Origin of the sequence: Streptomyces rapamycinicus NRRL 5491 (genome assembly GCF_024298965.1) — a bacterium.
In the GTDB taxonomy this organism is placed as follows: domain Bacteria; phylum Actinomycetota; class Actinomycetes; order Streptomycetales; family Streptomycetaceae; genus Streptomyces; species Streptomyces rapamycinicus.
Genome location: NZ_CP085193.1, coordinates 1669050 through 1693967, shown reverse-complemented (window position 1 = coordinate 1693967; position 24918 = coordinate 1669050). Strand labels below are relative to the sequence as shown.

Genomic DNA, 24918 nt, shown 5'->3' with positions numbered 1-24918 from the left:
GTCAGAGCTCCTTGCGAATCCCACGGAGAAAGTTCTCCGTCCGCCGCGCCGGTGTGGCCTGGGTGCCCATGCGGTCCAGGGCTTCCAGATAGGCGACCACATCGGAACGTTGGTCGAGATAGCCGGCGCCGGTCAGGCCCTCGGCGTAGACGATGTCCGGCAGTTCCGGGATCTGGAACCGGAAGAGCTGGAAGGGTCCGCCCATGCCCGGGTGGGGGCCGGCGGAGAACGGCACCACCTGAAGGGTGATGTTCGGTCTTTGCACCGTTTCGATCAGACGGTCGACCTGGGCGCGCATCACCGAGGGACCGCCGATGGACAGACGGAGCACCGTCTCGTCCATCACGACCCACAGATGCGGTGCGTCCGGGCGGCTGAGCAGCTCCTGGCGCTCCATCCGCAGCGCCACACGGCGCTCGAGCTCCTGGTCGGACCCGTGCGGGAAGCCGATGGAGAGCAGCGCGCGGGCGTAGTCCTCGGTCTGCAGCAGTCCGGGTATGAAGTGCGGCTCATAGGCGCGGATCCGGCTCGCGGCGCCCTCGAGGCTCACATAGAGGCTGAACCAGTCCGGCAGCACATCGCGGAACCGGTGCCACCAGCCGGGCCGGTTGGCCTCCTCGGCGAGTGCGAGGAAGGAGTCGATCTCCTGCTGCTCGGCGCCGTAGGTCTGCAACAGCTTCTCTACGTAGGGCAGTTTCAGGCCGACTTCGGCCTTCTCCATCCTGCGCACCGTGGTCTGGTTGACGTGCAGCGCCCTGGCAGCCACGTCGTAACTGACGCCGGCTTTTTCGCGAAGGTCCCTCAGCCGCATGCCGAGGACCATCTGCCCGACGGTCGGGGCAGACCGCGCTTCACCCACGTCGTACCTCCTGGGACGGTCTTGTCAGGATCAGTGTGCCACGTACGAGGTGGGGGCAACAGAGTGCGCTGGCTATTCTGCATTTTGCAGATCGCGCCTTGCCAACTGATGCTCGCAGCAACGATAGTGACGGGTGTGACCAGTCCAACGTGGCTGCTGTGTCGTGCACTTGCGGCATTCACGTACGGCATTCACGCCCCCACAGGTAGGACGGACGGAAGGCACATGGCCGTGGCATTGCGTCAGCGCTCGACGATGGCCCACCACCCGAGCTCCGGGAGCGTTGACTCCGCCCTCCGTCAGGAGAGGTTCCAGCTGCCCGCCAGAGGCGCCTCGGTCGCGATCGCCCGGCACCGGGTGCGGTCCCGGGCGCCGGAGTGGGGCTTCGCGGAGGACCTCTGCGAGGCCGCCGAGCTGGTGATGTCCGAGCTGTTCACCAATGCCCTGGTACACACCGGGAGCGAGCAGATCCTCTGTGTACTGCGCGCCCATGAGCGGCGGATGCTCTATGTCGAGGTCGCCGACCAGGGCGGCGGACCGGCCGTCCCCACACCGCGGGAGGCCGGCCTGGAGGATGAGTGCGGGCGCGGACTCGCGCTGGTCCGCGCCCTGGCCGACGCGTGGGGGGACCGGCCGGGCGTGAACGGCGGACGGGTGGTCTGGGCCCAGATGAGCGTGACCACCGGCCGCTGACGCCGGGACCGGCCCCTCGGCCGGTCACACCGCCGTCGTCCGCTGCTTCCCGGGGGCGGCCGGGTCGTCGGCGCGGCCCCGGGAGAGGGCGGCGTCGCGGGTCTCCCGCATGGTCAGGTAGACGACGAGCGAGACCGCGGCACATGCCGAGACGTACCAGTAGTAGCCGGACTCCACGCCGCCCTTCTTGAACCACAGCGCCACATACTCGGCGGTGCCGCCGAACAGCGCGTTGGCCAGCGCGTACGGCAGGGCCACCCCGAGCGCCCGGACATGGGTGGGGAACAGCTCGGCCTTCACCACGGCGTTGATCGAGGTGTAGCCGGTGACGATGACCAGCGCCGCGAGCGAGAGCAGCAGCGCCCCGGCGAAGCTGTCGGCGTGCGAGAGCGCGGTCATGATGGGGACGGTGCAGAGCATCGAGCCGATACCGAAGGTGATCAGCAGCGGGCGGCGCCCGATCCGGTCCGAGAGCGATCCGGCCAGCGGCTGCAACAGCATGAACAGGAACAGGGCGCAGAAGCTCACCAGCGAGGCGTCGGACTTGCTCATCCCGGCCGTGTTCGACAGGTACTTGGTGAGATAGGTGGTGTACGTGTAGTACGCGACCGTGCCGCCCATGGTCAGCGCGATGACCAGCGCCGCCTCCTTGCGGTGGCGCAGCAGCTCGGCGATCGTCCCCCGCTCCTGGCCCTGGTGGTCCTCCTCCTCGGTGTAGACCTCGGTCTCCAGCAGATTGCGCCGCAGCCAGAAGACCACGGCCGCGCCCACGGCGCCGACGACGAACGGAATGCGCCAGCCGTAGGAGTGCAGCGCGTCGTCGGACATGGTGTGCTGCAGCAGGATCTGCAAGCCCAGGCCGATCAGCTGACCCGCCGTCATCGACACGTACTGGAAGCTGGAGACGAAGCCGCGGCCGCCGGGCCGGGACGCCTCGGTGAGATAGGTGGCGCTGGCCGCGTACTCACCGCCCACCGACAGGCCCTGCAGCAGCCGCGCCACCAGCAGCACGAACGCGCCGAAGTAGCCGACCTGGTCATAGGTCGGGGCGATGGCGATGAGCAGCGCGCTGGCCGACATCAGCGTCACCGTCAGGGTGAGCGCCGCCTTGCGGCCGCGCCGGTCGGCGAACCGGCCCAGCAGCCAGCCGCCGACGGGACGCATGAAGAAGCCCACCGCGAAGATCCCGGCGGTGTTGAGGAGCTGCGCCGTGTCGTTGCCCTTGGGGAAGAAGGCTCCGGCGAAGTAGGTGGCGAAACTGGCGTAGACGAACCAGTCGTACCACTCGACGAGATTTCCGATCGAGCCGCCGAACACGGCTCGCCAGGGAGTGCGTGGTTGGCTCCGGGGAGCGCTGTCGGTCACGGGGCCTCCAAGTGAGCGGGGTGAACTCCACACCCCTACCCCGCGGAGGGCAGGTTGGAAAAGACTTTCCGCGGCGGGGTGCCCATCCGGCCCGGAAGTCAGCCCTGCCCCGCCTCCTCCAGCGCCGCCATCCGTCGCTTGCCCCACGCGCCCAGCGGGCCCAGCGCCGTATTCAGCTCGTCGCCCAGCCCGGTCAGCGAATACTCCACCTTCGGCGGCTTCATGTCGTAGCTCTCCCGGTGGACGATTCCGTCCGCCTCCAACTCCCTGAGCTGCTGCGTCAGCACCTTCTCGGTCACACCCGGAACCAGCCGCCGTAACTCCCCGAAACGGCACCGTTGGTGATTGAGCGCCCAGATGATCAGGACTTTCCACTTTCCGTCGATCACATCCACGGCCGCGTCCAGACCACAGACATAAGGCTGCTTTCCCAAAGCCCCGCCCGCCCCCACTGACCTCAAGGTAAGTACGCACTATTTAGTGCGTACTTGCCCACACTACCGCCGGGGAACGAGCCTGTGATCGGCGCGCCGGACCCCTGAGACCAAGCGGTATCGAAACCCTGGAGCATCCGAAATGAGCGATTTCCCCGTGACGGTGCTGGGCCTCGGCGACATGGGCACCGCCCTGGCCCGCGCCCTTCTGCGGGCCGGGCACCGGACGACGGTGTGGAACCGTACGGCGGCCAAGGCCGAGGCGCTCGCCGCCGAGGGCGCGCTGACGGCCGCCACGGCCGGTGCGGCCGTCGCGGCGAGCCCCCTGGTGGTGGTCTGTCTGCTCGACTACGACTCCGTACGGCAGGTGCTGGCCCCCCTCGGGGACGCCCTGTTCGGCAAGGCCGTCGTCAACCTCACCAACGGCACTCCGCGGCAGGCCCGCGAGCTGGCCGCGTGGGCGGCCGGACACGGTGCCCAGTACCTCGACGGCGGCATCATGGCCGTCCCGCCGATGATCGGGTCACCCGCCGCCTTCCTCCTCTACAGCGGCTCGCCCGCCGCCTTCGCGGACCACCGGCCCGTGCTGGACCTCTTCGGCGAGAGCCACCACCTCGGCGAGGACCCCGGCCGTGCCCCGCTGTACGACATCGCCCTGCTCAGCGCGATGTACGGGATGTTCTCCGGCGTGCTGCACGCCTACGCCCTCGTACGGTCGGACGGCGTCGCGGCGGCCGATGTCGCCCCGCTGGTGGGGCGCTGGCTGACCGCCATGTCCGGGGCGGTGGACGGCTACGCGCGGCAGATCGACTCCGGTGACCACGCCACGGGGGTGGTCTCCAACCTCGCCATGCAGTCGGCCGCGTATGCCAACTTCACCAGCTCCGCACGGGACCAGGGCATCAGCCCCGAACTGATCGCCCCGATCGGCCACCTCATGGCCCGCCGGGTGGCCGGCGGCCATGGCCATGAGGGCCTCTCGGGGCTGGTGGAGCTGCTCGGCCAGGGGCGGCCCGGCGCACCCCGGTGACCGGGGTCATCGACCGCTCGGTGCCGGTGACCCCGCCGGGGGCGAGGCGGCGCTCAGACGGCGTGCGGCCGGCTCGGCGGCCGCCTGTGCCGGGGTCTGGCCGAGGCGCCGCGCCGTCTCCAGCAGGTCGTTGACGGTTCGCCGGTCCGGCCACGGCCCGGCAGCGTAGCTCCGCGACGTTCTGCCCGGTCAGGACGGAGCCGAGCGCCGAAGGGACGAGGATGTCCACGTCCGCGGTGAGGATCTCGTCGGGCGCCCGCCACACAGCGCCGAGCTCATCGCCGATCCTCCGCTTCTCCGGGTCGATGTCGGTGACCCTCAGGGCGGCGCCTTCAGCGGCCAGGAGGCGGGCGAGGCCGGCGCCGACGCGGCCCAGACCCATCACGGCGAGACCGCGGCCCTTCGGACTCGCGGTGTCGTACAGCCGTCGGCTGACGGCCCGCAGCGCGGCGAGCGTCCCCCACGCGGTGTGCGGGGACGAGTCGCCGCTGCCGCCCAGATGCGTCGGCCGGCAGAACACGTGGGGGGCGGTTTCGCCGATCAGCGCCATGTCGGCGGGGCCGGTCCGGACATCCGGTCCGGTGGCGTACGCCCCGCCGAACGAGTCGATGACGTCTGCCACGTCGCGCAGCACCTCGCGACGTCGGCCGGCATCGAGTGCCGTCCCCTCCGGCAGGGCCACGACGGCCTTCCCTCCGCCGCTGGGCAGCCCGCCACGGCGAACTTGGAGGTCATGGCGGCGGACAGGCGAAGGGCGTCGGTGAGGCCGTCCCGCCAGTCCGGGTAGTGCGACGTGCCTGGAGCGGGTTCGGGCGCTCCATCGACGGGGCGTCATCCGCGGCTACCACGCCGATATCGACCCCGCGGCCCTCAACCGCGGGGTTCAGGCGCTCGTGTCAGTTCAGGTACGTCCCCTCAGCCGCGTGGTCATCGATGCCTTCAAGGGCTTCGCCAGCGGCCTGCCGGAAGTCCACCATGTGTTCGTCCTCCCCGGAGGCGACGACTTCCCGCTGCACGTGGCGGTGCAGGACCTCGACCACCTGCATGCCTTCCTGACCGACCGGCTCAGCAAGCGCGGTGAAATCACCGGCTTCCGCACGTCGGTCATCTTTCAGCAGGTGAGCAACACCGCCCCCGCACGCCTTGGCACGCCCGGCTGACGCCGTGACCGCATGATCCCCCTATGCGGTCACGGCACTAGGCGTGGTGCTGCAGGACGGCCTCGCCGCAGTCGGGCAGGCGCGGGTCGGGCAGGCGCGGGTCGGACAGGTGGGGGTCGGGCTCCTCGTCGCCGGTGGGCTGGCGGGGGATCGGGTGGGGGAGACGGAGCGAGGGGCCGGGCTCGGCGGGCACGTCGGGGCCGACCGGCACCTCGTGCGGGCCGGGTCCGCCGGGCCCCTCCGGAACCCCCGGCCCGCCGGCTCCACCGGCTCCACCGGCTCCGTCCGCGGCGTCGCGACCGTTGTGGCCGGGGGCGCCCGGCTCCTCGACGACCGTGACCTCGGCGTCCTCGGCGTCCTTGGCGGCCGCTTCCGATTCGGCCTCCGCCTCGGCGTTGTGCACCGTCAGCATCACCAGGCCGGTGCTCGCGACGAGGGCCGCCACCAGGGCCAGCAGCGTGCCGGGCGCGCCGTGCCGGAAGTGCTCGCCCAGCGCGGCGATGCCGACGGCGGTGGCCACCACGGGGTTGACCACGGTCGCCGTCGCCAGCGGCGAGGCCAGCCCGGCGCCCCGGTACGACGCCTGGGACAGCAGCACCCCGCCCGAGGCCAGCAGCCCGATCGTGACCAGGCCGGGCAGGGCGTCCTGCCAGGCGTCCCAGGTCCATTCCACGGCCACGTTCTTGGTGACCACCGACGAGACGCCGAAGGCCGTCCCCGCGGCCGCCGCCAGCAGCACGCTGCGGATCCCGGGCGACCGCATCAGACGAGCCGCCCCGATGAGCACGGCGATGACGGAGACCGTGATCACGATCAGCCAGAAGCCGTCCCGCTCGGCCAGCGCCTGGGCCCGCGAGGAGCCGGTCAGCGAGAGCAGCCCGGCGAGCCCCGCGGTCGCCAGCAGCGCGCCCCGCCAGCCGGCCGCGCCGACCCGGCGGCGGACGAACAAGGCCGCCATCGGGAGGGCGAAGACGATCGTGAGAGCCCCTAGGGGTTGCACCACGCTCAGCGGGCCGTAGGCCAGGGCGATCACATGGAGGACCGCGCCCGTCCCGTTGAGGGTCACCGCGGTCCACCAACTCCCGCGCCGCAGCGGAGCGGACGCGAGGCGCGGCGTCGTGGCCGCGACATGCTCCTGGAGTATGGCTCCGGCGGCGTAGCAGACCGCCGAGGCCAGGGCCAGCAGCACAGACAGCGCGAGGGAGGTCACGTCGCGGCCCCCTGGGCCGATCGGTCTTCGTCCATGCCCTCATCCTTGACGGTGGGGTGTGCCCCCGTCGTCGTCCTTGAGCACAGACTTGTGCGTACTACTTGCGTAGTAGGGCCCTCCACCGATGGGGTGCCTTCGCGGCCGCCGTACGGGCCCTTTGGAGCAGCTCGTTCTGCGGCTCGGCGGGGCGGTAGACGGTGAGCGCCCCCGGCCACTTGTCGATGAGCAGCTGCTCCGCGGGGTCGGCGGCCACCTCTCCGTCGTAGGCACGGCTGTCCACGCCGTGGAGGCCCGACAGGCGCAGTTGGCGCATTCGCCGCGTCGTATAGACGTGTGACCGGCCGAGCGTGCCGGTGAGCGCCGCGAACAGCAGCCGGGTGCGGGCCAGCCGCTCCTCGCCGTCGATCGCCCGCACGTCGAGCAGCCCGTCGTCGAGCTGCTGACGGTAGGTGGGCGCGAAACCCTCCGGGGAGTAGACGCCGTTGCCGGCGAACAGCATCCACAGCCGCCGCGGCCGCCCGTTGACCTCGACCGCCATGGGGCGCGCGGTGCGCAGCACCCGGGTGAGCGCGACGGTGGCCGCGGGCCACTTGCCGAGCCGGCCTTGCAGGCTCTCCCGGATCCGCACCAGTTCCGGGTAGAAGCCGAGGCTGAAGGTGTTGACGAAGTGGCTGGTCTCGCCGCCGCCGGCGAGGGGCGTGGCGCGGCCGAGGTCCACGGCCACCGCGTCGCCCTCGGCCACGGCGTGCGCGGTGTCCTCGAAGGCCGGTACGCCGAGGTCCAGCGCGAAGTGGTCGAGGGTGCCGCCGGGGAACACGGCGAGCGGCAGCCCGCGTTCGGCCGCGATCGTGGCGGCCGCGTTGACGCTGCCGTCCCCGCCGCAGATGCCCAGCGCCCCGGCCCGCTCGGCGGCGCGCTGGGCGGCCTGCCGGAGCAGGCCCATGAAGTCGTCGTCGGGCCCGCACTCCACGATGTCCGCGGCGGGCAGCAGCACCCGCAGCTGTTCGGCGACCGTGAACGCGCCGGTGGGGGTTCCCGTACCGGCCCGCTGGTTGACCATGACGACCAGACCGTCGCCCTTGGGCAGCGCGGGTGCCGAGATCCGCGGCCGGGCCTGCGCCGGGACCTCGGGGCGCGGCGGCCAGTAGCGGCAGGTCAGCGCGGCGGCCCCGGCGCCGAGGGCGATACCGGCCAGCACATCGCTGGGGTAGTGGACGCCCACGTACACCCGGGAGGCGGCGACGGCGGCGGCGAGCGGGGCGACCAGCAGGCCGTACCGCGAGGACTCCAGGGCCACTCCGGTGGCGAAGGCGGCGGCGGAGGCCGAGTGCCCGGAGGGGAAGGAGCTGGTCCATGGCTGCCGGCGCAGCCGGCGCACCAGGGGCACCGAGTCGAGGACCGGACGCTTGCGTTCCACGGTCCACTTGACCACGACGTTCGACACGAGCGAGGCGGCGGCGAGCGAGCCCACACCGCGCAGCGCGGCCCGCCGCGCGGTGCGGCCGCCGACCGTGGCGAGCACTCCGGCCGTGCCGAACCACAGCCGGCCGTGGTCGGCGGCCCGGCTGAGCCGGGGCAGCAGCGGATGGGCGCCGCGGAGCCGGCTGTCCGCGACCCGCGCGAACAGCCGGCGGTCGAAGTCACTGATGCGTCTCATGCGTGATGGGTATCCCGGAACGGCGGTCGGCACGCGTCATCCGTGGGCGGCCGGGGCCCAGGCCGGGAGACCGTGGGCGCGTTTCGGGACGCGTTTCGGCACGCGGTTCGGCACTCGGTTCAGGACGCGGGGAGGCCCCAGGGCGGCGCGGGCTCGCCCGCCTCGACCGGGCGGACCGTCAGGTCCGGGCGGTCGCCGCGGGCGGTGATGATCGCCTCCTGGCCCCTGGTGAGCGCGATCCGGATCGTGCCCGCGCCCACGGTCTCGTACGGCAGCCGCCGCCCGCGCCCGTCCCGCACCTCGATGGGTCCGTCCAGGGAGTGCCGTACGACACAGGGCGCGCCCGCCTCGCTGCGCAGCCGCACCCAACGGGTCCGGCCGCCCTCGCGGGCGGCGCTCAGCAGGAAGGCGCCCTGGGTGCGGAAGTCGTGGACCATCAGCTCATCCCAGGCGGCGGGCAGCGCGGGGAAGACCCGGATCACCCCGCCCCAGCTCTGGCACACCATGTCGTGCAGCGACTGCGCGGCGGACAGCGGCGTCTCGATGACCGGGCCGGACTCCTTGTACATGGTGTTCGGCTGGATGAAGCGGCGCATCAGCTCGCCCAGGTACTTCAGCGCGTCCTCACCGCGCCCCATCTGCGCGGACATCGAGGCGGCGCCGGTGAAGGTGTAACCCTGGAGCGCGCCCTCGAAGCCGACCCAGTGGTTGAGGGAGGTCTCGATCAGCTCGCGCTTGGCCGGGTCCTCCCAGGTGACCTCGTACAGCGGATAGACGGCGAGCATATGGGAGTAGTGGCGGTGGGACTTGGCGAAGGGCACCCCCGCGCCGATCATGAAGCCGTTCTCGTCGACGGGGTACGGCGTGAGCTTGGCCAGCACCTCCCGCCAGCGCGGCGCGGAGGGGTCCTTGACGCCGAGGATCCGGGCCGAGTCCAGGAGGGTGGCGCAGCCCCAGCGCAGCAGCATCAGGTCGTAGTTGCAGTCGGGCGCGTTGACGCCGTACTCGGGCGAGAAGGTGGCGGGCAGATGCAGCTTGCCGTCGCTGCCGGGGGTGAGGAAGTGGAGGTAGTAGGCGATGGCCTTGCGCAGCAGCGGATAGACCACCTCGCGCAGCACCGACTCGTCCATGGTGTGGCGGTACGTCAGCCATACGTTGTGCAGCGCCCAGGTGAGGTTGCCGACCTCGGGGGTGGGCGGGTCCTGGCCGGGGATGCCGACCGCGAAGCCGCCGTTGGCCACCGCGCCGCCGTTGATCAGATGGATGTCGGTGGTGCGGGGGATGCCCGCCGAGTCCTTGCGGTACGGGGCGTCGAGCTGGTTGGAGAGGTTGTCGCGGAATTCGCCGAGCGCCCGTGTCACCGCGTCGAGTTCGAGGTGGTTGGAGCCGTGGATCAGCCAGTACTCCAGCTGCACATTGAGGTTCCACCAGGTGGCGGGCCACGGGGTGGACTCCAGCCAGGGCCCCGAGGTGGCCATCACGGGGGCGTCGGCGCGCGCGGCCGCGGCCACCTTGTACAGCTGGATCCAGTAGAAGCGCTGGAGCCGGGCGTCGGGTAGGGAGAGGAAGCTCTTCCGGTAGTAGGCGTGCCACCAGGCGCGATGGGTGGGGGCGAGGGCGTCGTAGGGGAGCGCCGAGGCGGACCCGATGTCCTTGAGCGCGCGGTCGCGCGCGGTGCGCCTGGGGTGGGAGTGGGCCACGGTGACGTACAGCGTCCGCCGCCCGGCGCGGGTCCGCTCCCGCCAGGCCGTCACATGCTGTCCGCCGGCGAGCAGCGGCTGCACGGCGGCCTGGACGCCGTGGTGGTCCTCGACGACGGCCGGGGGGTTGCCGGTGTAGCCGTCGGGCACGGGTTTGAAGTCGACCCGCGGGCTGATGGCCTCGGCGGGGTGGAACACCCAGCGGAACGCGGCCTCACCGGCGCTCGGGGTCACCTCGACGGCCATGACGGAGCGTGAGTTGTGCACCAGGGCGCGGAGGCTGAGCGTGCCCTTGTCGGTGGTGATGGTCCCGGTCAGCTCGGCGTCGCGCAGCCGCAGCCGCCAGTCGACGGCGGTGATGGCGCCGACCGGCTCCAGGGTGAAGTACCCGATGGGCAGCCGCGCGAGCCCGAAGAGGGAGCCGAACTCCGGCCGGTGGTCCTGGACCTCGCTGTGCTGCACATTGAAGCGCACCGCGTGTCCGTCGCCCGGCTCGGCGTAAATGCCCGAGCCGAGCAGGGCGTTTCCGAGGAAGGGGCCCTCGTACCAGGTCTGCGGCATCTTCTGCCACACCATGTCGGCGTCGGCGAGGACCGTGGCCCAGGGGTCCCCCGCGGGGTGGGCGGCCGCGGCGGGGGTCTGCGGCCCGTCGGCGTACGCGGTGGCCGGGCCGGCGAGTCCGGCGGCGGCGCCCGCGGCCATGGCGGTGCCGACGACGGTCCTTCTGGTGGGTGCGGATGACATGACGCTCCAGGGGTGTGAACCGGGGTGCGGGTGTTCTTCGGCGGGGGCGGCGGGGCGCGGCGGCGGTCACGTACATGCCTGAGGTTCCTCGATCTGAACCCCTCGGGCATGATGCAGCCCCTGTGGCGGAACCGGAACCCCTCGGGAGTCATAAACATCGGATGGACGACGGGGGTGGCAGGCGAAAATGGCGCCCGCACGCGGGCGGGCGCGGCAAGACCTCGGATCTCCTGGTCCGGAGGCGGGCGGGTTACGCGCTCGCTTCCCGGCCCCTGACGATCAGCCCGACGCCATGCCGGAAGCGGTGCTCGAAGTCGCCGAAGTGTTCCGTGACCGCGGCGAGGGAGGGGAAGCGCTCGGCGGCGGCCGCCCGCAGCAGCGACTCCATGCCGCCGATGCCCTGGGCGGCCTGCTCCTCCTGGGTCAGGCCGAGCGTGAAGTACACCAGCGACCAGGTCCGCCAGCCCGCCTCGGCGGGGCCGTGGCCACCGCTGAGGAACGCGCCCGCCATGGCGTCCGCGAAGCGCAGGGTGTGCTCCTCGGCGACATACGTCCCGGCCACGACCCGGGCGCCGTCGCGGCGGGAGAGCAGCGCGGCGCGATAGCGGTGGGCGAGCGTCTGCGCCCGTTCGTCCCAGGGCTCCGGGAGCGGCGCGGCGGCGCATCCCTCGAGCATCGCGTCGGCCATCAGCTCCAGCAGCCGGGGCTTGCTGGAGGCGTGCCAGTAGACGGTGTTGAGCTGCACGCCCAGCCGCTCGGCGACCTTGCGCATCGTGAGCTTGTCCAGCCCCGCCTCGTCGAGCAGTTCCAGCGCCGCCGTCACCACGGCCGTGCGGTCCAGGCCCATGCCGTCGCTCTCCCTCCGCTTGCGTCTTGATCCGGGATCAAGTCTACTGGGGCCGGATCATTGATCCTGGATCAAGAGGCCGGGATCGGAAAAGAAGAGCGAGGGAGATGGTGTGGTGAACGACGTCGTCGTGGTGGGGGCCGGACCCGTGGGGCTGCTGCTCGCCGCCGAGCTGCGGCTGGTGGGCGTGGACGTCACCGTGATCGAGCGCGCGGCCGCCCGCAGCCCGCACTCCAAGGCGCTGACCCTGCATCCGCGCAGCCTGGAGGTGCTGGCGATGCGCGGTCTCGCCGAGCCGTTCGTCCGCGAGGGCGCGCCCGTACCCACCGGGCACTACGGCGGGCTGCCGGTCCGGCTGGACTTCTCCGTACTGGACACCCGCTTCCCGTACACGCTGGTCCTGCCGCAGCTCCGCACCGAGCAACTGCTGGAGGAGCGGCTGCGGGCGCTGGGCGGGGAGATCCGCTGGCGGCACCGGGCGCTGGAGGTGCGCCAGGACGCGGACGGCGCCGAGGTGGACGTGGCGGGCCCGGACGGGACGTACACCCTGCGCACGGCGTGGGTGGTGGGCTGCGACGGGGCCGGGAGCGCCGTACGGACCTCCGCCGGGATCGACTTCCCCGGCACCGGGACCACGGTCACCGGTTTCCTCGGCGATGTGGTGCTCGACGCGCCACCGTCGGTCCCCTCGGTCGACAGCGAGTACGGGGGCTTCCTGATCGTCCCGCTGGCCGACGGGCACCACCGCATCGCGGGCTCCACCAGGGACTCCCTCACCATCCCCGCCGACCGGCCGCTCACCTTCGAGGAACTGCGCGGATATGTGCGCCAGGTCGCGGGCACGGACTTCGGGATGCGGGCACCCCGCTGGCTGTCCCGGTTCGGCAACGCCGCCCGGCAGGCCGCCCGCTACCGCGACGGCCGCGTCCTGCTCGCCGGGGACGCGGCGCATATGCACATGCCCATGGGCGGCCAGGGCCTCAATGTGGGGCTCCAGGACGCCTTCAACCTCGGGTGGAAGCTGGCCGCGGTGTGCCAGGGCCGCGCGCCCGACGGGCTCCTGGACACCTACCACGCCGAGCGCCACCCCGTGGGGACCGCGCTGCTGGAGAACACCCAGGCCCAGACCGTGCTCGGCGCCACGCGCACGCCCGACGTACAGGCCCTGCGCTCGGTGTTCGGCCGGCTCCTGGCCGCCCATCCGGCGGTGAACCGGCAGTTCGCCGGGGAGCTCTCCGCGCTGGACGTGGCCTACCCGGCGGACCCGGCGGCCGGCCGGCTCAGAGCCTGTGTCATATCCCCGGCCGGGCGTGCGACGCCTGGCACGCACGCTCGCCGCGTTGCCGAAACGCCCACGTGGCTCCGCCACGAGGACGCTCCGGCGCCTTGCGATCGCACGCACCAGACGCCGCACGCTGATCCGACCGGGGATATGACACAGGCTCTCACCGGCACCCGCGCCCCCGACCTCGGGCTGGACGGGGCGCCCGGGCCCAGCCTGTATCCGCTCCTGGCCGACGGGCGCTTCGTACTGCTCCACCTCGGCTCCGGCGGCGACGGCCCCGATGCCGCCGCCGCCCGCGCCGCCGCCGGGGCGATCGCCGGGAGCCCGGACCGGATACGGGCCGTGACCGCGCGCCCCACCACCACCCACGACGGCTGGGCGGGGCGGCGTACGGTCCTGGTGCGCCCCGACGGCCATGTCGCCTGGGATACCGCGCTGTCCACCAAGTGAGACGTGTTCGGTGGGTCTCGTACGTACCAGCTCACCACGGATGGCCCCCCGCGGCCACCGGGCGCGGGACGCGGTCCCGGCGGCGGCTCGTTGTCCACACCCTGAGAATCGACGCGCGGAGCGTTCAGGCGCTGGTTAATCTGACGACAGATCCGGTTCGGCCGACACGAGGGAGTGTGCGGTGACCCCCGAACAAACGCAGAGCGACGACGCACGCGCCGATAACAGCGGGCGGTTCGTGCAGGCCGCCGAGGTGGGCAGTCTGGAGGTATGGGCGCGTTCCGCGCCCATCCGGCTCGCCGGTTACGAGGACGACCTCGCCGAGCCGCACATCCTCCAGAGCGTGGACTGATGGCCCGGCGCACGCGCTGAGAGCGAGGGAGGACACCGGTCGCCGGCCGCGGCCGCTGGCAACAAGCGGACATCGCGGCCGTCGGCCGGTCGCCTCCCTCGCCCGACGGATCACCCTTCCGGCTCAGCTACCAACTGGTAGTTAAGTCCTCCACCCCCGCGATGCGGCGCCGGGCTGGTGTGCCCCGCGCGGCACATGGCAGGATGCATCGGGCGGCGTCGTACGCCTTAACCAACCGTGAGGGTGTGCGAGCCCGGGAGCAGCCGTGAGGGGGCGCAGATGGCAGCGGGTGGAGACAGGTCACCGGACGCGGCCGGCAGCCCGCTGGCGGACCGGCTCAACTACCTGTTCACCACCATGCACCCGCCGGGCGCGCCGTACACCAACGCGTATGTCGCCGAGGAGATCAGCGGCGGCGAGGAGTACGGCGGGGTGAGCCTGACCGAGCAGTATCTGTCGATGCTGCGCAACGGCAGGCGCACCAACCCCAGCCCGGATGTGCTGCGGGCGCTCGCCAAGTTCTTCGCCGTGCCCGTCGGTTATCTGCTGGGCGATCTGTCGCCTTCGCAGGCGGAGCGGGTCGAGGAGGAGGTACGGTTCCTCGTCGCCATGCGCGACAAGCGGGTCCGCAGCATCGCGCTGCGCTCCGTGGGCCTCCCGCCAGAGGTCCAGGACAGTCTCACCACGATCATCTCCCAGTTCCGGCAGCAGATGAACCTTCCGCCCGAGCCGCCCGGTACGAACGGCGTTGGAGAGGCGGACGGTTCGGGCGGTCCGGACGGCGGGGCGACGAATGGCCGCCGATGACCCGGAACTGTTCTCCTCCTGGCAGCGGACCGGAAACGAGGGTGGTACAGGCATGCGAGTGGGCCGGATACGGCGGCGGTGCAAGCAGCTCATCAAGGAGCTCGGGCTGCCCGCCTCGACCGACCTGCCCGGTCTGTGCGACCTCGTGGCCCGCCGCGTCGGACGCCCCGTCCATCTGGTGCCGATGAGCCTGGGTGGTGTGGTCTCGGGCATGACCGCCTCCACCGACGAGGACTACTGGATCTTCTACGAGCTCAGGACGTCCCCCTGGCACCAGATCCATATCGTGCTGCATGAAATCGGCCATCTGCTGCTCGGACACGAGCAGGACCCGGCGGTCACCGAGGACGCGCTGCGGATGTGGACGCCGTCGGTCGACGTGACCACCGCGATGCGCCGGCTGGGGATGACCCCGGACTTCGCCCGCCACCACTGCTACGACAACCTCACCGAGCGCGAGACCGAGGTGCTCGGCACCCTCCTGATGGAGCGTGTGGTGCCGACCTCGCCGGACCACGGGCTGCCGCTCGAGGGCCGGGCGGCCGAACTCGCCGCGGCGCTGGGCCCGGCGCTGCGCCATGTGCGCACCGACGGGGCCGACCGTACCGATGGCGTACGCGGTGAACCGGGCGGTGACGCCGGTGTTTGACCTCGTCTATCTGTGCTTCGGCGCCGCCGCCTGGGCAATGGCCGGTTACAAGGCCCGCGCCTGGTTCCGCGACCGTGCCAACGCCGATCTCGGCCTGGCGTGTGTGATGACCGCGGCCGTGGCGAACGTGTTCCTGCTCTCCGCGCCCAGCGTCTACCGCTGGTTCGACGGGCTGGTGGGCGTCGCCAATCTCGCCATGGTCTTCCTCTACTCCTCCGTCGTGGTGTTCGCCACCGGCGCCTTGGTGCTGCTGCTGCGCTGGACGGGCTCCGCGGTGCCGCCCCGCGCGGTGGTCGCCGCCGTGGCGGTGGCGTGGACGGTGGCCGTCGTCGGCTTCGCGGTGGGCCGCCCGGACGCCGTGGAGCACCCCCGCGACTTCAGCACCGCCTACGCCGACGCCCCCGGAGTGGTCCTCTTCCTGGCGCTGTATCTGGCCATTTTCGGAGCCGGTCTGGCGGGGCTCGGCATCCTGTGCCCGCGCTACGCCGCCAGCCTGCGCGGCTCATGGCTGGCCCGGGGGCTGCGGGTGCTGGCCGCCGGATGCTGGCTGGGACTGGCGTACTGCGCCTGCAAGCTGATCGGTTTCGTCTTCTCCTGGGCGGGCCACGAGCTGTACTGGCTCTCCAACGGAGTGGCCCCGCTGACCGCGTCGGTCGCCGCGCTCCTGGTGCTGGCCGGTTTCGCCATCCCCGCCGTGGGCCCGCGGGCCTCCGCGTGGCGCCGCTTCCGGAGGCTGCGGCCACTGTGGCGGGAGGTCACCGAACAGGCCCCCGAGGTGTCCATGGGGCAGGCCCGCTGGACCGGCTGGTGGCCGTTCGCGGATCTGGAGTGGCGGGCCAACCGTCAGATGGCGGAGATCCGGGACGTCCAGCGCGGCGTACGGCGTCATGTGGAGGCCCGCGCGCTGGAGATCGCGCATGTCAAGGGCGGCGCGGCGCGACTCGACGATTGGCAACTTGCTGCCGTAGTGGAAGCAGCGGCGCTCAGACGCGGTTTGCTGAATCAAGCGGCAGGACATGTGCCGGAGTCCGCGGCGGACAGCGTGGTGGTGACGACAGGGGCCGAACTGGTGGAGGAGCACGAGCATCTGGCCCGCGTCGCCGACGTCTACCACCTGCCGCTGGTGGACGAGGTGCTCGCGGAACTGAGAGAGGGGACCGCCGCCCAGCGGCGGTGAACGGGGGGATCACAGACGAGGTGGCCCTGGACGGGGGTCGGGGCCGCCCGTGGCACAGGCGGCGCCGGGGAGATTCAGCCCCGGCGCCGCCTCCCGGCCACCACCATTCACCACCGGCGTGCACATCGCCTGGACGGGCTGGAATGGCCCACCCGTCCAGGCACCGGGGACGCCACGGCCTAGAGTCGGGATCCATGCAGAACACCGCGAACGCCGCCGGAACGGACGGCCCGGAGCTCGTTGACACCGCCCCGCTGATCGAGGACCTCTACCCGGCCCTGGCCAAGCTGCGCGAGGCCGGCCCGGTCCACCGGATCGCCGGCACCGACGGACGCCCCGCCTGGCTGGTGACCCGTTACGAGGATGTGCGGCGGCTGTTCGCCGATCCGCGCCTCGCCCTGGACAAGCGCCACGCCGCACCGGGGAACTACAGCGGCTTCTCCCTGCCGCCCGCCCTCGACGCCAATCTGCTCAACATGGACCCGCCGGACCACACCCGGGTGCGCCGGCTGGTGGTCAAGGCGTTCACCCCCGGCCGCGTGGAGAAGATGCGCGAACCGGTCCGGCGGGTCGCCGAGGAACTGCTCGACGCGATCGAGCCCGAGGGCCGCGCGGATCTCCTGGCCGTCTACGCCGGGCAGTTGCCCATCATCGTCATCTGCGATCTGCTCGGCGTCCCGCAGCGCGACCGGCGCGACTTCCGGGCCTGGAGCGACGCCCTGATCACGCCCGATCCGGCGCGGCCGCGGGCGGCGAAGGAAGCGGTCGGCAGCATGCTGCGCTTCTACACCGAGCTGATCGCGAAGAAGCGCGCCGAACCCGCGGACGATCTGCTCTCTGATCTGATCCGGGTCCGTGACGACGAGGCGGGGGACGGGGACGGCGACGGCAGGCTCAGCGAGGACGAACTGACCTCGCTCGCCTTCCTCATCCTCCTCGCGGGCTACGAGAACACCGTCCATCTCATCGCCAATTCGGTGCTCACCCTGCTCGACCACCCCACGGTCCTCCAGGAGCTGCGCGATGATCCGAGCGGTCTCGCGGCCGCCTTCGACGAGCTGGCACGGTGCGAGGGCCCGGTGTCGCTGGGGATCCGCCGCTTCCCGCTGGAGGACATCGAGATCGGCGGTGTGACCATCCCCGCCGGGGAGACCGTGCTGCTGTCGGTGGCCTCGGCCCACCGTGACCCGGCCCAGTTCAAGGATCCGGACGAGTTCAATCCACATCTTGGCCGGTCCGGTCACCTTGCGCTCGGCCATGGCATCCACTACTGCCTCGGCGCGCCGCTGGCCCGAATGGAGATGGAAACCGCTCTGGCCGCGCTGCTTCGCCGTTTCCCGGCGCTGCGGCTGGACGTCCCGAGGGAGCGGCTCCAGTGGCGGCCGACGATCCGCGCGCGTGGCCTGATCTCGCTGCCTGTCGCATGGTGATCGGGGGAAGCGAACAGGTTTTTGATGCATAACCCCCCGCCGATGCGGTAAAAAGGTCTTCGAGCCCGCCCGGTGTGCATCCCCCGTCGCACCGGGCGGGCCTCTGTGTGCCCGGGGTGCCATGCGGCGCTACCCCTGAAATCCCTAGGACTCACCTCATAGATCACTAGAGAGTAAGCTCACAGCCCAAACCACTGCTCCGGCTTTAGCGGACCGCATTAGCCTCCTCCTATGACGGTCCTGCCCGACGGGCTTCCCCTAGCCGACGATTTCCCGGAAGTGACGCGAGACCAATGGCGCCACCTCGTCGAAGGCGTGCTGCGTAAAACCGGCACTTCGGACGCTGTGGGCGCCGAGGCCGAAGAGGCCCTCGCGACCGCACTCGAGGACGGAATCACCGTCCAGCCCCTCTACACCGCCGACGACGCCCCCGAGGACGCCGGATTCCCCGGCTTCGCGCCCTTCGTGCGCGGCGGCCGGGCCGAGGGCTCCGCCGTATCCGGCTGGGACGTGCGCCAGCGCCACGCCCACCCCGATCCGGCGCGCACCAACCAGGCGATCCTCGCCGACCTGGAGAACGGCGCCGGTTCGGTCTGGCTCGCCGTCGGCGCGGCCGGGGTGCCCGTGGACGCCCTGCCCGAGGCGCTGAAGGGGGTCTATCTCGACCTCGCCACCGTCGCCCTCGACGCGGGCGCGGACTTCGAGGAGGCCGCCCGCGCCCTGCTGCGGCTCTACGCCGGCCGTGAGGTGCCGCCCGGTGCCGCGCTCGGCAACCTCGGCGCGGACCCGCTGGGCCTCGCGGCCCGTACCGGACGCGACGAGGGCCTGGCCGGGCAGCTGGCCGCCGCCGCCGACCTCGCGCTGACCTGCGACCGTGACCACCCGGGGGTGCGGGCCTTCGCCGTGGACGCGCTGCCGTACCACGAGGCGGGCGCCGGAGCCGCCGAGGAGCTCGGCTGCTCCCTCGCCGCCGCCGTGGCGTATCTGCGCACCCTCACCGGGGAGGGGCTGAGCGTCGAAGCCGCCTGCGCGCAACTGGAGTTCCGCTACGCGGCCACCGCCGACCAGTTCCTCACCATCGCCAAGCTCCGGGCCGCCCGGCGCCTGTGGGCGCGTGTGGCGCAGGCGTGCGGCGCGCCCGCCGAGGCGCGCGCCCAGCGCCAGCACGCGGTGACCTCGCCGGTGATGATGACCCGGCGCGACCCCTGGGTGAACATGCTGCGCACCACCGTGGCCACCCTCGCCGCGGGCGTCGGCGGCGCGGACGCGGTCACCGTGCTGCCCTTCGACAGCGCGATCGGCCTCCCCGACGACTTCGCCCGGCGCATCGCCCGCAACACCTCCACGATCCTGCTGGAGGAGTCGCATCTGGCCCGGGTGATCGACCCGGCCGGCGGCTCCTGGTACGTCGAGAAGCTCACCGACGACGTCGCCCGCGCAGCCTGGGCCTGGTTCCAGGAGATCGAGCGCGCCGGGGGCATGGCCGAGGCCCTCGCCTCCGGGCTGGTCCGCGACCGGCTCGCGGAGACCTGGGCCCGCCGCGGCCGCGCCCTCGCCCGCCGCAAGGAGCCGATCACCGGCGTCAGCGAGTTCCCGGACCTCGCCGAGCGGCCCGTCGAACGCGAGCCCGCGCCCGAGCAGCCCGGCGGCGGACTGCCGAGGGTGCGCCGCGACGAGGCGTACGAGGCGCTGCGCACCCGCTCCGACGCCCATCTGGCAGCCGAGGGCGGCCGGCCCAGGATCTTCCTGGCCGCGCTGGGCCCCGCCGCCGCGCACACCGCCCGCGCCTCCTTCACCGCCAACCTCTTCCAGGCGGGCGGCATCGAGGCGGTTCACGAGCCGGTCACCGTGACCGCTGAGACGGTCGCCGAGGCGTTCACCGCCAGCGGCGCCCGCGTGGCCTGCCTGTGCTCCAGCGACAAGCTGTACGCGGAGGAGGCGGCCGCCGTGGCCGAGCGGCTGAAGGCGGCCGGGGCGGTCCGGGTCTACCTGGCCGGCCGGCCGGGGGCACAACAGGACGAGTACGAGCGGGCCGGAGTGGACGGATACGTCTTCGCGGGCTGCGACGCGGTCGAGGTGCTCACCTCGGCTCTGGACACCATGGGGGTGGCGCGATGACGGGCTCTCCGGTGGAGCCCGGGAAGATCCCGGACTTCTCGGCGGTCGATCTGGACGGACCGGCCGAAGGCCCGGTGCCCAGCACCGGTGACTGGGCCGCCGCGTTCCAGAACGGCGCGGGCAAGGGCGTGGAGGACCTGGTGTGGGACACCCCCGAGGGCATCGGGGTCAAACCGCTCTACACCACCGAGGACCTCGAGGGCGTCGACTTCCTGGGCACCTACCCCGGCGCCGCGCCCTATCTGCGCGGCCCGTACCCGACGATGTACGTCAACCAGCCCTGGACCATCCGGCAGTACGCGGGCTTCTCCACCGCCGAGGAGTCCAACGCCTTCTACCGCCGCAACCTCGCGGCCGGTCAGAAGGGCCTGTCGGTCGCCTTCGACCTGCCCACCCACCGGGGCTACGACAGCGACCACCCCCGGGTGACCGGTGACGTCGGCATGGCGGGTGTGGCCATCGACTCCATCTACGACATGCGGCAGCTCTTCGACGGCATCCCGCTGGACCGGATGAGCGTGTCGATGACGATGAACGGCGCGGTGCTGCCCGTGCTCGCGCTCTACATCGTGGCCGCCGAGGAACAGGGCGTACTGCCCGAGAAGCTGGCCGGGACCATTCAGAACGACATCCTCAAGGAGTTCATGGTCCGCAACACCTACATCTATCCGCCGCAGCCGTCGATGCGGATCATCTCCGACATCTTCGCCTTCACCTCGCAGCGGATGCCGCGCTACAACTCCATCTCCATCTCCGGCTACCACATCCAGGAGGCCGGGGCCACGGCCGATCTGGAGCTGGCGTACACCCTCGCCGACGGTGTGGAGTACCTGCGGGCCGGTATGGACGCCGGGATGGACGTGGACGCCTTCGCTCCCCGGCTGTCGTTCTTCTGGGCCATCGGCATGAACTTCTTCATGGAGGTCGCCAAGCTGCGGGCGGCGCGGCTGCTGTGGGCCAAGCTGGTCAAGCAGTTCGACCCGAAGAACCCCAAGTCGCTCAGCCTGCGCACCCATTCGCAGACCTCCGGCTGGTCGCTGACCGCCCAGGACGTCTACAACAACGTGGCGCGCACCTGTGTGGAGGCCATGGCCGCCACCCAGGGCCACACCCAGTCGCTGCACACCAACGCCCTGGACGAGGCGCTCGCGCTGCCCACCGACTTCTCCGCGCGCATCGCCCGCAACACCCAGATCCTGCTCCAGCAGGAGTCGGGCACCACCCGGGTCATCGACCCGTGGGGCGGCAGCGCGTACGTCGAGAAGCTGACGTACGACCTGGCGCGGCGGGCCTGGCAGCACATCGAGGAGGTCGAGGCGGCCGGTGGCATGGCCAAGGCCATCGACGCGGGCATCCCCAAGCTGCGCGTCGAGGAGGCCGCGGCCCGCACCCAGGCGCGCATCGACTCCGGCCGCCAGCCGGTGATCGGCGTCAACAAGTACCGGGTGGACAGCGATGAGACGATCGAGGTCCGCGCGGTCGACAACTCCGTGGTGCGCGCGCAGCAGATCGAGAAGCTGCGGCGGCTGCGCGCCGAGCGCGACGAGGCCGTCTGCCAGGACGCGCTGCGCGCCCTGACCGCGGCCGCCGAATCCGGTCCCGGCACCGGTCTGGAGGGCAATCTGCTGGCGCTGGCCGTGGACGCCGCGCGCGCCAAGGCCACCGTCGGCGAGATCTCCGACGCGCTGGAGAAGGTCTATGGCCGCCACTCCGGCCAGATCCGTACGATCTCCGGTGTGTACCGAGACGAGGCCGGACCGTCGTCCGGCGTGGACCGCACCCGCACGCTGGTCGAGGCGTTCGAGCGCGAGGAGGGTCGCCGCCCGCGCATCCTGGTCGCCAAGATGGGCCAGGACGGGCATGACCGCGGCCAGAAGGTGATCGCCACCGCCTTCGCCGACCTGGGCTTCGACGTGGACGTCGGCCCGCTGTTCCAGACCCCCGAGGAGGTCGCGCGGCAGGCGGTGGAGGCCGATGTGCACATCGTCGGCGTGTCGTCGCTCGCGGCCGGCCACCTCACGCTGGTGCCCGCGCTGCGCGAGCAGCTGGCCGAGGCGGGGCGCGAGGACATCACGATCGTGGTCGGCGGAGTCATCCCGCCGCAGGACGTCCAGACCCTGCACGAGGCCGGTGCGGCCGCCGTCTTCCTGCCGGGCACGGTCATCCCCGACGCCGCCCACGACCTGGTGCGGAAGCTGGCCGCCGACCTCGGCCACGAGCTGTAATGCCACGGACGATCGACATCGAGGAGTATGCCAAGGGCGTACTCGACGGCAAGCGCGCGTACATCGCGCGTGCCATCACGCTTGTCGAGTCCACCCGCCCCGACCACCACGACCTCGCACAGCGGCTGCTGGTCGAGCTGCTTCCGCACACCGGCGGGGCCCGTCGGATCGGCATCAGCGGGGTGCCCGGTGTCGGCAAGTCCACCTTCATCGACGCCCTGGGCACCATGCTCACCGGGGCCGGCCACAAGGTCGCGGTGCTGGCCGTCGACCCCTCGTCGACCCGCACCGGCGGCTCCATCCTGGGCGACAAGACCCGGATGGAGCGGCTGGCGGTGGACCCCGACGCCTTCGTACGGCCCTCGCCCAGCGCCGGGACGCTGGGCGGGGTCGCCCGCGCCACCCGCGAGTCCATGGTCGTCATGGAGGCCGCGGGCTATGACGTGGTGCTGGTGGAGACCGTGGGCGTGGGCCAGTCCGAGACCGCGGTGGCCAACATGGTCGACTCCTTCCTGCTGCTCTCCCTGGCCCGCACCGGCGATCAGCTCCAGGGCATCAAGAAGGGCGTCCTGGAACTGGCCGACGTGGTCGCCATCAACAAGGCCGACGGACCGCACGCTCGGGACGCCAAGTCGGCGGCCCGTGAACTGGCGGGCGCGCTACGGCTGTTGCAGCCGCCGGACGCGCCCTGGAACCCGCCCGTGCTCACCTGCAGCGCCCGCGAGTCCACCGGGCTCGACGTGGTGTGGGAGCGCCTGGAGCAGCACCGCCGGGTGCTGGAGGCCACGGGCGCGCTGCACGCCAAGCGGCGCGACCAGCAGGTGGACTGGACCTGGTCCATGGTGCGCGACCAGCTGCTCGCGCGGCTGCACGCCCACCCCGAGGTGCGGCGGCTCGGGCCCGAGCTGGAGCAGCGGGTCCGCGAGGGCACGCTGACGGCCACGCTGGCGGCGGACCGGCTGCTGGCGGCGTTCCAGCCCCCGGCTGACGGTGGATGAGGCGCCGCTGCCGGACGCGGCACGGGCCGGGCCGTTCTTCGCGCTGCGCACCGGCAGCGGCGATCCGAGCGCGGAGGGGTACGCGCGGATCGGCGAGGCGTACCGGCTGACCGGCACGGGCGCCGCCGGACCGGTGCTGCGCGCCCGTGTCGAGGCGGTCGCCGCGAGCCTGCGCACCGATGAGCCGAGGGTCGCGGCGTCGCTCGTCTTCCAGGGGCTCGCCGCCCGGGTGTGGTCGCTCGCGCTCGGCCCGGCGGCCCTCTCCGGCGCGGTGCCCCACCTCCGGCCCGACCGGCTGTGGTGGAACCCCGGGTGTGTCGCCCCCGACGACCTGTGGTGGCCCGGCGCGCCGTCCGTGATGGGCGAACCGGGAGGACTCGCCGGTCAGCTGGGCACCGCGGCGTTCGTCCATCTGATGCCGCTGCACCACGCCATCGAGCGGGCGTACCGGGTCTCGGGGCGGCTGCTGTGGGGCAACGCGGCCTCGGCGCTGACCGGTTCGCTGCGGGTGCTGCACGACTGGTGCCGGGCGCGCGGCCTCGCCGAGGCGGCGGACCGGGCCGTCGAGCTGGCGCGCGCCCAACTCGACCACCCGCCGCTGAGTGACGCGGGCACCCTGAGCACCGCGCCCCTCGGCTATCGGCGCCGCACCTGCTGTCTCTACTACCGGGTGCCGGGTGGCGGGTTGTGCGGCGACTGCGTCTTGCGCGAGGCGCCGGGGCGGGGGAGTGGGCGCGGCACGCCGGGGTGAGGCGGACGACCTCCCAGGGGACGGCCTTCCGAGGCAGGCGGCCTCCCGAGGCGGACGGTCTCCCGAGGGGACGGTCTCCCGAGGGGGACGGTCTCCCGGTGGAGACGCTCCCCCGATGGGTCGATACGGTGGGCGGATGCCGAAGAACGAGAACGTGTTCTCATCCTGGCGGGGCTGGTGCGGACGTGTCACTTCCCGTCTGGTCCACCGTGGATGGCGCGCCGTACAGCGGGCCGGCGCGGTGACCGCGGAGCGCCCCGGCCCGTACCGCTTCGGCCGCATCGGCGTCGGCACCCGGCTGGCGTTCCCCCAGGGCACCCTCTTCGGCGAACCGTGGATCGAGCTCGGCGAGCACTGCGTCATCGGCGAGCAGGTGACCCTCACCGCCGGCATGATGCCCGATGTGGACCTCGGCCCCGAACCGGTGCTGCGCATCGGCAACGGCGTGGTGCTGGGCCGGGGCAGCCATGTGATCGCCTCCGTCAGTGTGGAGTTCGGCGACGATGTCTTCTGCGCTCCGTACGTCTATGTGACCAGCGACAACCACTCCTACGACGATCCGGACCAGCCCATCGGCCGCCAGTGGCCACGCTCCGCGCCCGTCCGCATCGGCCCCGGCAGCTGGCTGGGCGCGGGCGCGGTGATCCTGCCGGGGGCGCGGCTGGGCCGCAATGTCGTGGTCGCGGCGGGCGCGGTCGTACGGGGCGAGGTGCCCGACCACGCCGTGGTGGCCGGGGCGCCGGCCCGGGTCATACGGCGCTGGGCCCCGGACGAGGGCTGGCAGCCGCCGCTGCGCACCCCGGCGCCGGTGCCGATCCCCGAGGACATGACCGTCCAGCAACTGCTCGCGCTGGCGGAGCTGGAGCGCGAACGGGAACAGGCACGGGAACAGACGGGGGAGCGGAACCTGGAGCATGAGGAGCGCGGGCTGGAGCGGGAGCCGGGGGCCGGGGCGTCGTAGCAGGTCAGTAGAGTTT

The 24918-nt window shown here is 72.2% G+C and carries 22 protein-coding genes; 14 read left to right on the top strand and 8 right to left on the bottom strand.

The genetic code is table 11. From position 1 onward, the window contains the following. Position 1: 1 nt before the first annotated feature. Entirely contained in the window at positions 2-859 is an 858-nt protein-coding gene (locus LIV37_RS06830; RefSeq protein ID WP_020866364.1) for a helix-turn-helix domain-containing protein, read from the bottom strand. 225 nt (positions 860-1084) lie between these two features. Here LIV37_RS06830 and LIV37_RS06825 point away from each other — a divergent pair, with 225 nt between their 5' ends. Continuing rightward, a complete protein-coding gene (locus tag LIV37_RS06825) occupies positions 1085-1552 on the top strand; it encodes an ATP-binding protein (protein WP_020866363.1) in 468 nt (155 codons plus the stop codon). Between the two features lie 24 nt (positions 1553-1576). Here LIV37_RS06825 and LIV37_RS06820 read toward each other — a convergent pair whose 3' ends face one another. Both LIV37_RS06820 and LIV37_RS06815 read right to left on the bottom strand, forming a co-directional pair. Next, positions 1577-2917, bottom strand: coding sequence for an MFS transporter (locus LIV37_RS06820; RefSeq protein ID WP_121825745.1), 1341 nt, complete (start codon positions 2915-2917; stop codon positions 1577-1579). A gap of 98 nt (positions 2918-3015) precedes the next feature. Then, positions 3016-3351 (bottom strand): winged helix-turn-helix transcriptional regulator, encoded by a 336-nt coding sequence (locus tag LIV37_RS06815; RefSeq protein ID WP_121825746.1) that lies wholly within the window; start codon positions 3349-3351, stop codon positions 3016-3018. A gap of 142 nt (positions 3352-3493) precedes the next feature. On the opposite strand from LIV37_RS06815, the gene LIV37_RS06810 reads away from it, so the two are divergent. Further along, on the top strand, positions 3494-4381 hold the full coding sequence (locus LIV37_RS06810; protein WP_020866360.1) for an NAD(P)-dependent oxidoreductase: 888 nt from the start codon (positions 3494-3496) through the stop codon (positions 4379-4381). Here the strand turns inward: LIV37_RS06810 and LIV37_RS06805 are convergent. Beyond that, entirely contained in the window at positions 4287-5063 is a 777-nt protein-coding gene (locus LIV37_RS06805; protein ID WP_148717867.1) for a Rossmann-fold NAD(P)-binding domain-containing protein, read from the bottom strand. The genes LIV37_RS06810 and LIV37_RS06805 overlap by 95 nt on opposite strands. 211 nt (positions 5064-5274) lie before the next feature. Between LIV37_RS06805 and LIV37_RS06800 the strand changes: the two genes are divergently transcribed. Then, the gene (locus tag LIV37_RS06800; protein ID WP_274596689.1) at positions 5275-5541 is read left to right on the top strand and encodes an Lrp/AsnC ligand binding domain-containing protein; all 267 of its coding nucleotides are present in this window, start codon (positions 5275-5277) and stop codon (positions 5539-5541) included. Positions 5542-5578: 37 nt separating this feature from the next. On the opposite strand, the gene LIV37_RS06795 is transcribed toward LIV37_RS06800, so the two are convergent. The 4 genes from LIV37_RS06795 to LIV37_RS06780 all read right to left on the bottom strand — a co-directional run bounded on the left by LIV37_RS06795 (position 5579) and on the right by LIV37_RS06780 (position 11699). Beyond that, positions 5579-6751, bottom strand: a complete 1173-nt coding sequence (locus LIV37_RS06795; protein WP_121825748.1) for a DMT family transporter — start codon at positions 6749-6751, stop codon at positions 5579-5581. A 97-nt stretch (positions 6752-6848) separates the two neighbouring features. Beyond that, on the bottom strand, positions 6849-8408 hold the full coding sequence (locus tag LIV37_RS06790; protein WP_020866356.1) for a bifunctional phosphatase PAP2/diacylglycerol kinase family protein: 1560 nt from the start codon (positions 8406-8408) through the stop codon (positions 6849-6851). Positions 8409-8527: 119 nt separating this feature from the next. Next, on the bottom strand, positions 8528-10852 hold the full coding sequence (locus LIV37_RS06785) for a glycosyl hydrolase family 95 catalytic domain-containing protein (protein WP_121825749.1): 2325 nt from the start codon (positions 10850-10852) through the stop codon (positions 8528-8530). 250 nt (positions 10853-11102) lie between these two features. Then, positions 11103-11699, bottom strand: a complete 597-nt coding sequence (locus LIV37_RS06780; RefSeq protein WP_020866354.1) for a TetR/AcrR family transcriptional regulator C-terminal domain-containing protein — start codon at positions 11697-11699, stop codon at positions 11103-11105. Between the two features lie 115 nt (positions 11700-11814). Here LIV37_RS06780 and LIV37_RS06775 point away from each other — a divergent pair, with 115 nt between their 5' ends. From LIV37_RS06775 to LIV37_RS06725, 11 genes are all read left to right on the top strand, one after another. Next, positions 11815-13434 carry an FAD-dependent monooxygenase gene (locus tag LIV37_RS06775; RefSeq protein ID WP_251983272.1) on the top strand — a complete coding sequence of 540 codons (1620 nt, stop codon included), beginning with the start codon at positions 11815-11817 and terminating at the stop codon, positions 13432-13434. Between the two features lie 181 nt (positions 13435-13615). Then, on the top strand, positions 13616-13786 hold the full coding sequence (locus LIV37_RS06770) for a hypothetical protein (protein WP_020866352.1): 171 nt from the start codon (positions 13616-13618) through the stop codon (positions 13784-13786). A gap of 279 nt (positions 13787-14065) precedes the next feature. Further along, a complete protein-coding gene (locus tag LIV37_RS06765; RefSeq protein WP_020866351.1) occupies positions 14066-14593 on the top strand; it encodes a helix-turn-helix domain-containing protein in 528 nt (175 codons plus the stop codon). After that, positions 14580-15242, top strand: coding sequence for an ImmA/IrrE family metallo-endopeptidase (locus LIV37_RS06760; protein WP_020866350.1), 663 nt, complete (start codon positions 14580-14582; stop codon positions 15240-15242). The genes LIV37_RS06765 and LIV37_RS06760 overlap by 14 nt, the downstream gene beginning before the upstream one ends. Then, on the top strand, positions 15202-16419 hold the full coding sequence (locus tag LIV37_RS06755) for an MAB_1171c family putative transporter (RefSeq protein WP_020866349.1): 1218 nt from the start codon (positions 15202-15204) through the stop codon (positions 16417-16419). The genes LIV37_RS06760 and LIV37_RS06755 overlap by 41 nt, the downstream gene beginning before the upstream one ends. A gap of 194 nt (positions 16420-16613) precedes the next feature. Then, entirely contained in the window at positions 16614-17849 is a 1236-nt protein-coding gene (locus LIV37_RS06750) for a cytochrome P450 family protein (RefSeq protein WP_020866348.1), read from the top strand. A 231-nt stretch (positions 17850-18080) separates the two neighbouring features. Next, on the top strand, positions 18081-19967 hold the full coding sequence (mutA, locus tag LIV37_RS06745; protein WP_121825750.1) for a methylmalonyl-CoA mutase small subunit: 1887 nt from the start codon (positions 18081-18083) through the stop codon (positions 19965-19967). Next, positions 19964-22192 (top strand): methylmalonyl-CoA mutase, encoded by a 2229-nt coding sequence (gene scpA, locus LIV37_RS06740; protein WP_121825751.1) that lies wholly within the window; start codon positions 19964-19966, stop codon positions 22190-22192. The genes mutA and scpA overlap by 4 nt, the downstream gene beginning before the upstream one ends. Next, entirely contained in the window at positions 22192-23190 is a 999-nt protein-coding gene (gene meaB / locus LIV37_RS06735) for a methylmalonyl Co-A mutase-associated GTPase MeaB (RefSeq protein WP_020866345.1), read from the top strand. Before scpA ends, meaB begins: the two co-directional genes overlap by 1 nt. Next, entirely contained in the window at positions 23183-23941 is a 759-nt protein-coding gene (locus tag LIV37_RS06730; RefSeq protein ID WP_020866344.1) for a (2Fe-2S)-binding protein, read from the top strand. Before meaB ends, LIV37_RS06730 begins: the two co-directional genes overlap by 8 nt. 136 nt (positions 23942-24077) lie before the next feature. Then, on the top strand, positions 24078-24902 hold the full coding sequence (locus LIV37_RS06725; protein WP_020866343.1) for an acyltransferase: 825 nt from the start codon (positions 24078-24080) through the stop codon (positions 24900-24902). The last annotated feature ends 16 nt before the right edge of the window (positions 24903-24918 follow it).

Bases quoted from the DNA above. Each gene is read 5' to 3' on its own strand.
- meaB (WP_020866345.1), top strand. From the start codon at position 22,192: ATGCCACGGACGATCGACATCGAGGAGTATGCCAAGGGCGTACTCGAC.
- LIV37_RS06780 (WP_020866354.1), bottom strand. From the start codon at position 11,699: ATGGGCCTGGACCGCACGGCCGTGGTGACGGCGGCGCTGGAACTGCTC.
- scpA (WP_121825751.1), top strand. From the start codon at position 19,964: ATGACGGGCTCTCCGGTGGAGCCCGGGAAGATCCCGGACTTCTCGGCG.
- LIV37_RS06785 (WP_121825749.1), bottom strand. From the start codon at position 10,852: ATGTCATCCGCACCCACCAGAAGGACCGTCGTCGGCACCGCCATGGCC.
- LIV37_RS06750 (WP_020866348.1), top strand. From the start codon at position 16,614: ATGCAGAACACCGCGAACGCCGCCGGAACGGACGGCCCGGAGCTCGTT.
- LIV37_RS06790 (WP_020866356.1), bottom strand. From the start codon at position 8,408: ATGAGACGCATCAGTGACTTCGACCGCCGGCTGTTCGCGCGGGTCGCG.
- LIV37_RS06810 (WP_020866360.1), top strand. From the start codon at position 3,494: ATGAGCGATTTCCCCGTGACGGTGCTGGGCCTCGGCGACATGGGCACC.
- LIV37_RS06765 (WP_020866351.1), top strand. From the start codon at position 14,066: ATGGCAGCGGGTGGAGACAGGTCACCGGACGCGGCCGGCAGCCCGCTG.
- mutA (WP_121825750.1), top strand. From the start codon at position 18,081: ATGACGGTCCTGCCCGACGGGCTTCCCCTAGCCGACGATTTCCCGGAA.
- LIV37_RS06725 (WP_020866343.1), top strand. From the start codon at position 24,078: ATGCCGAAGAACGAGAACGTGTTCTCATCCTGGCGGGGCTGGTGCGGA.
- LIV37_RS06760 (WP_020866350.1), top strand. From the start codon at position 14,580: ATGGCCGCCGATGACCCGGAACTGTTCTCCTCCTGGCAGCGGACCGGA.
- LIV37_RS06825 (WP_020866363.1), top strand. From the start codon at position 1,085: ATGGCCGTGGCATTGCGTCAGCGCTCGACGATGGCCCACCACCCGAGC.
- LIV37_RS06755 (WP_020866349.1), top strand. From the start codon at position 15,202: ATGGCGTACGCGGTGAACCGGGCGGTGACGCCGGTGTTTGACCTCGTC.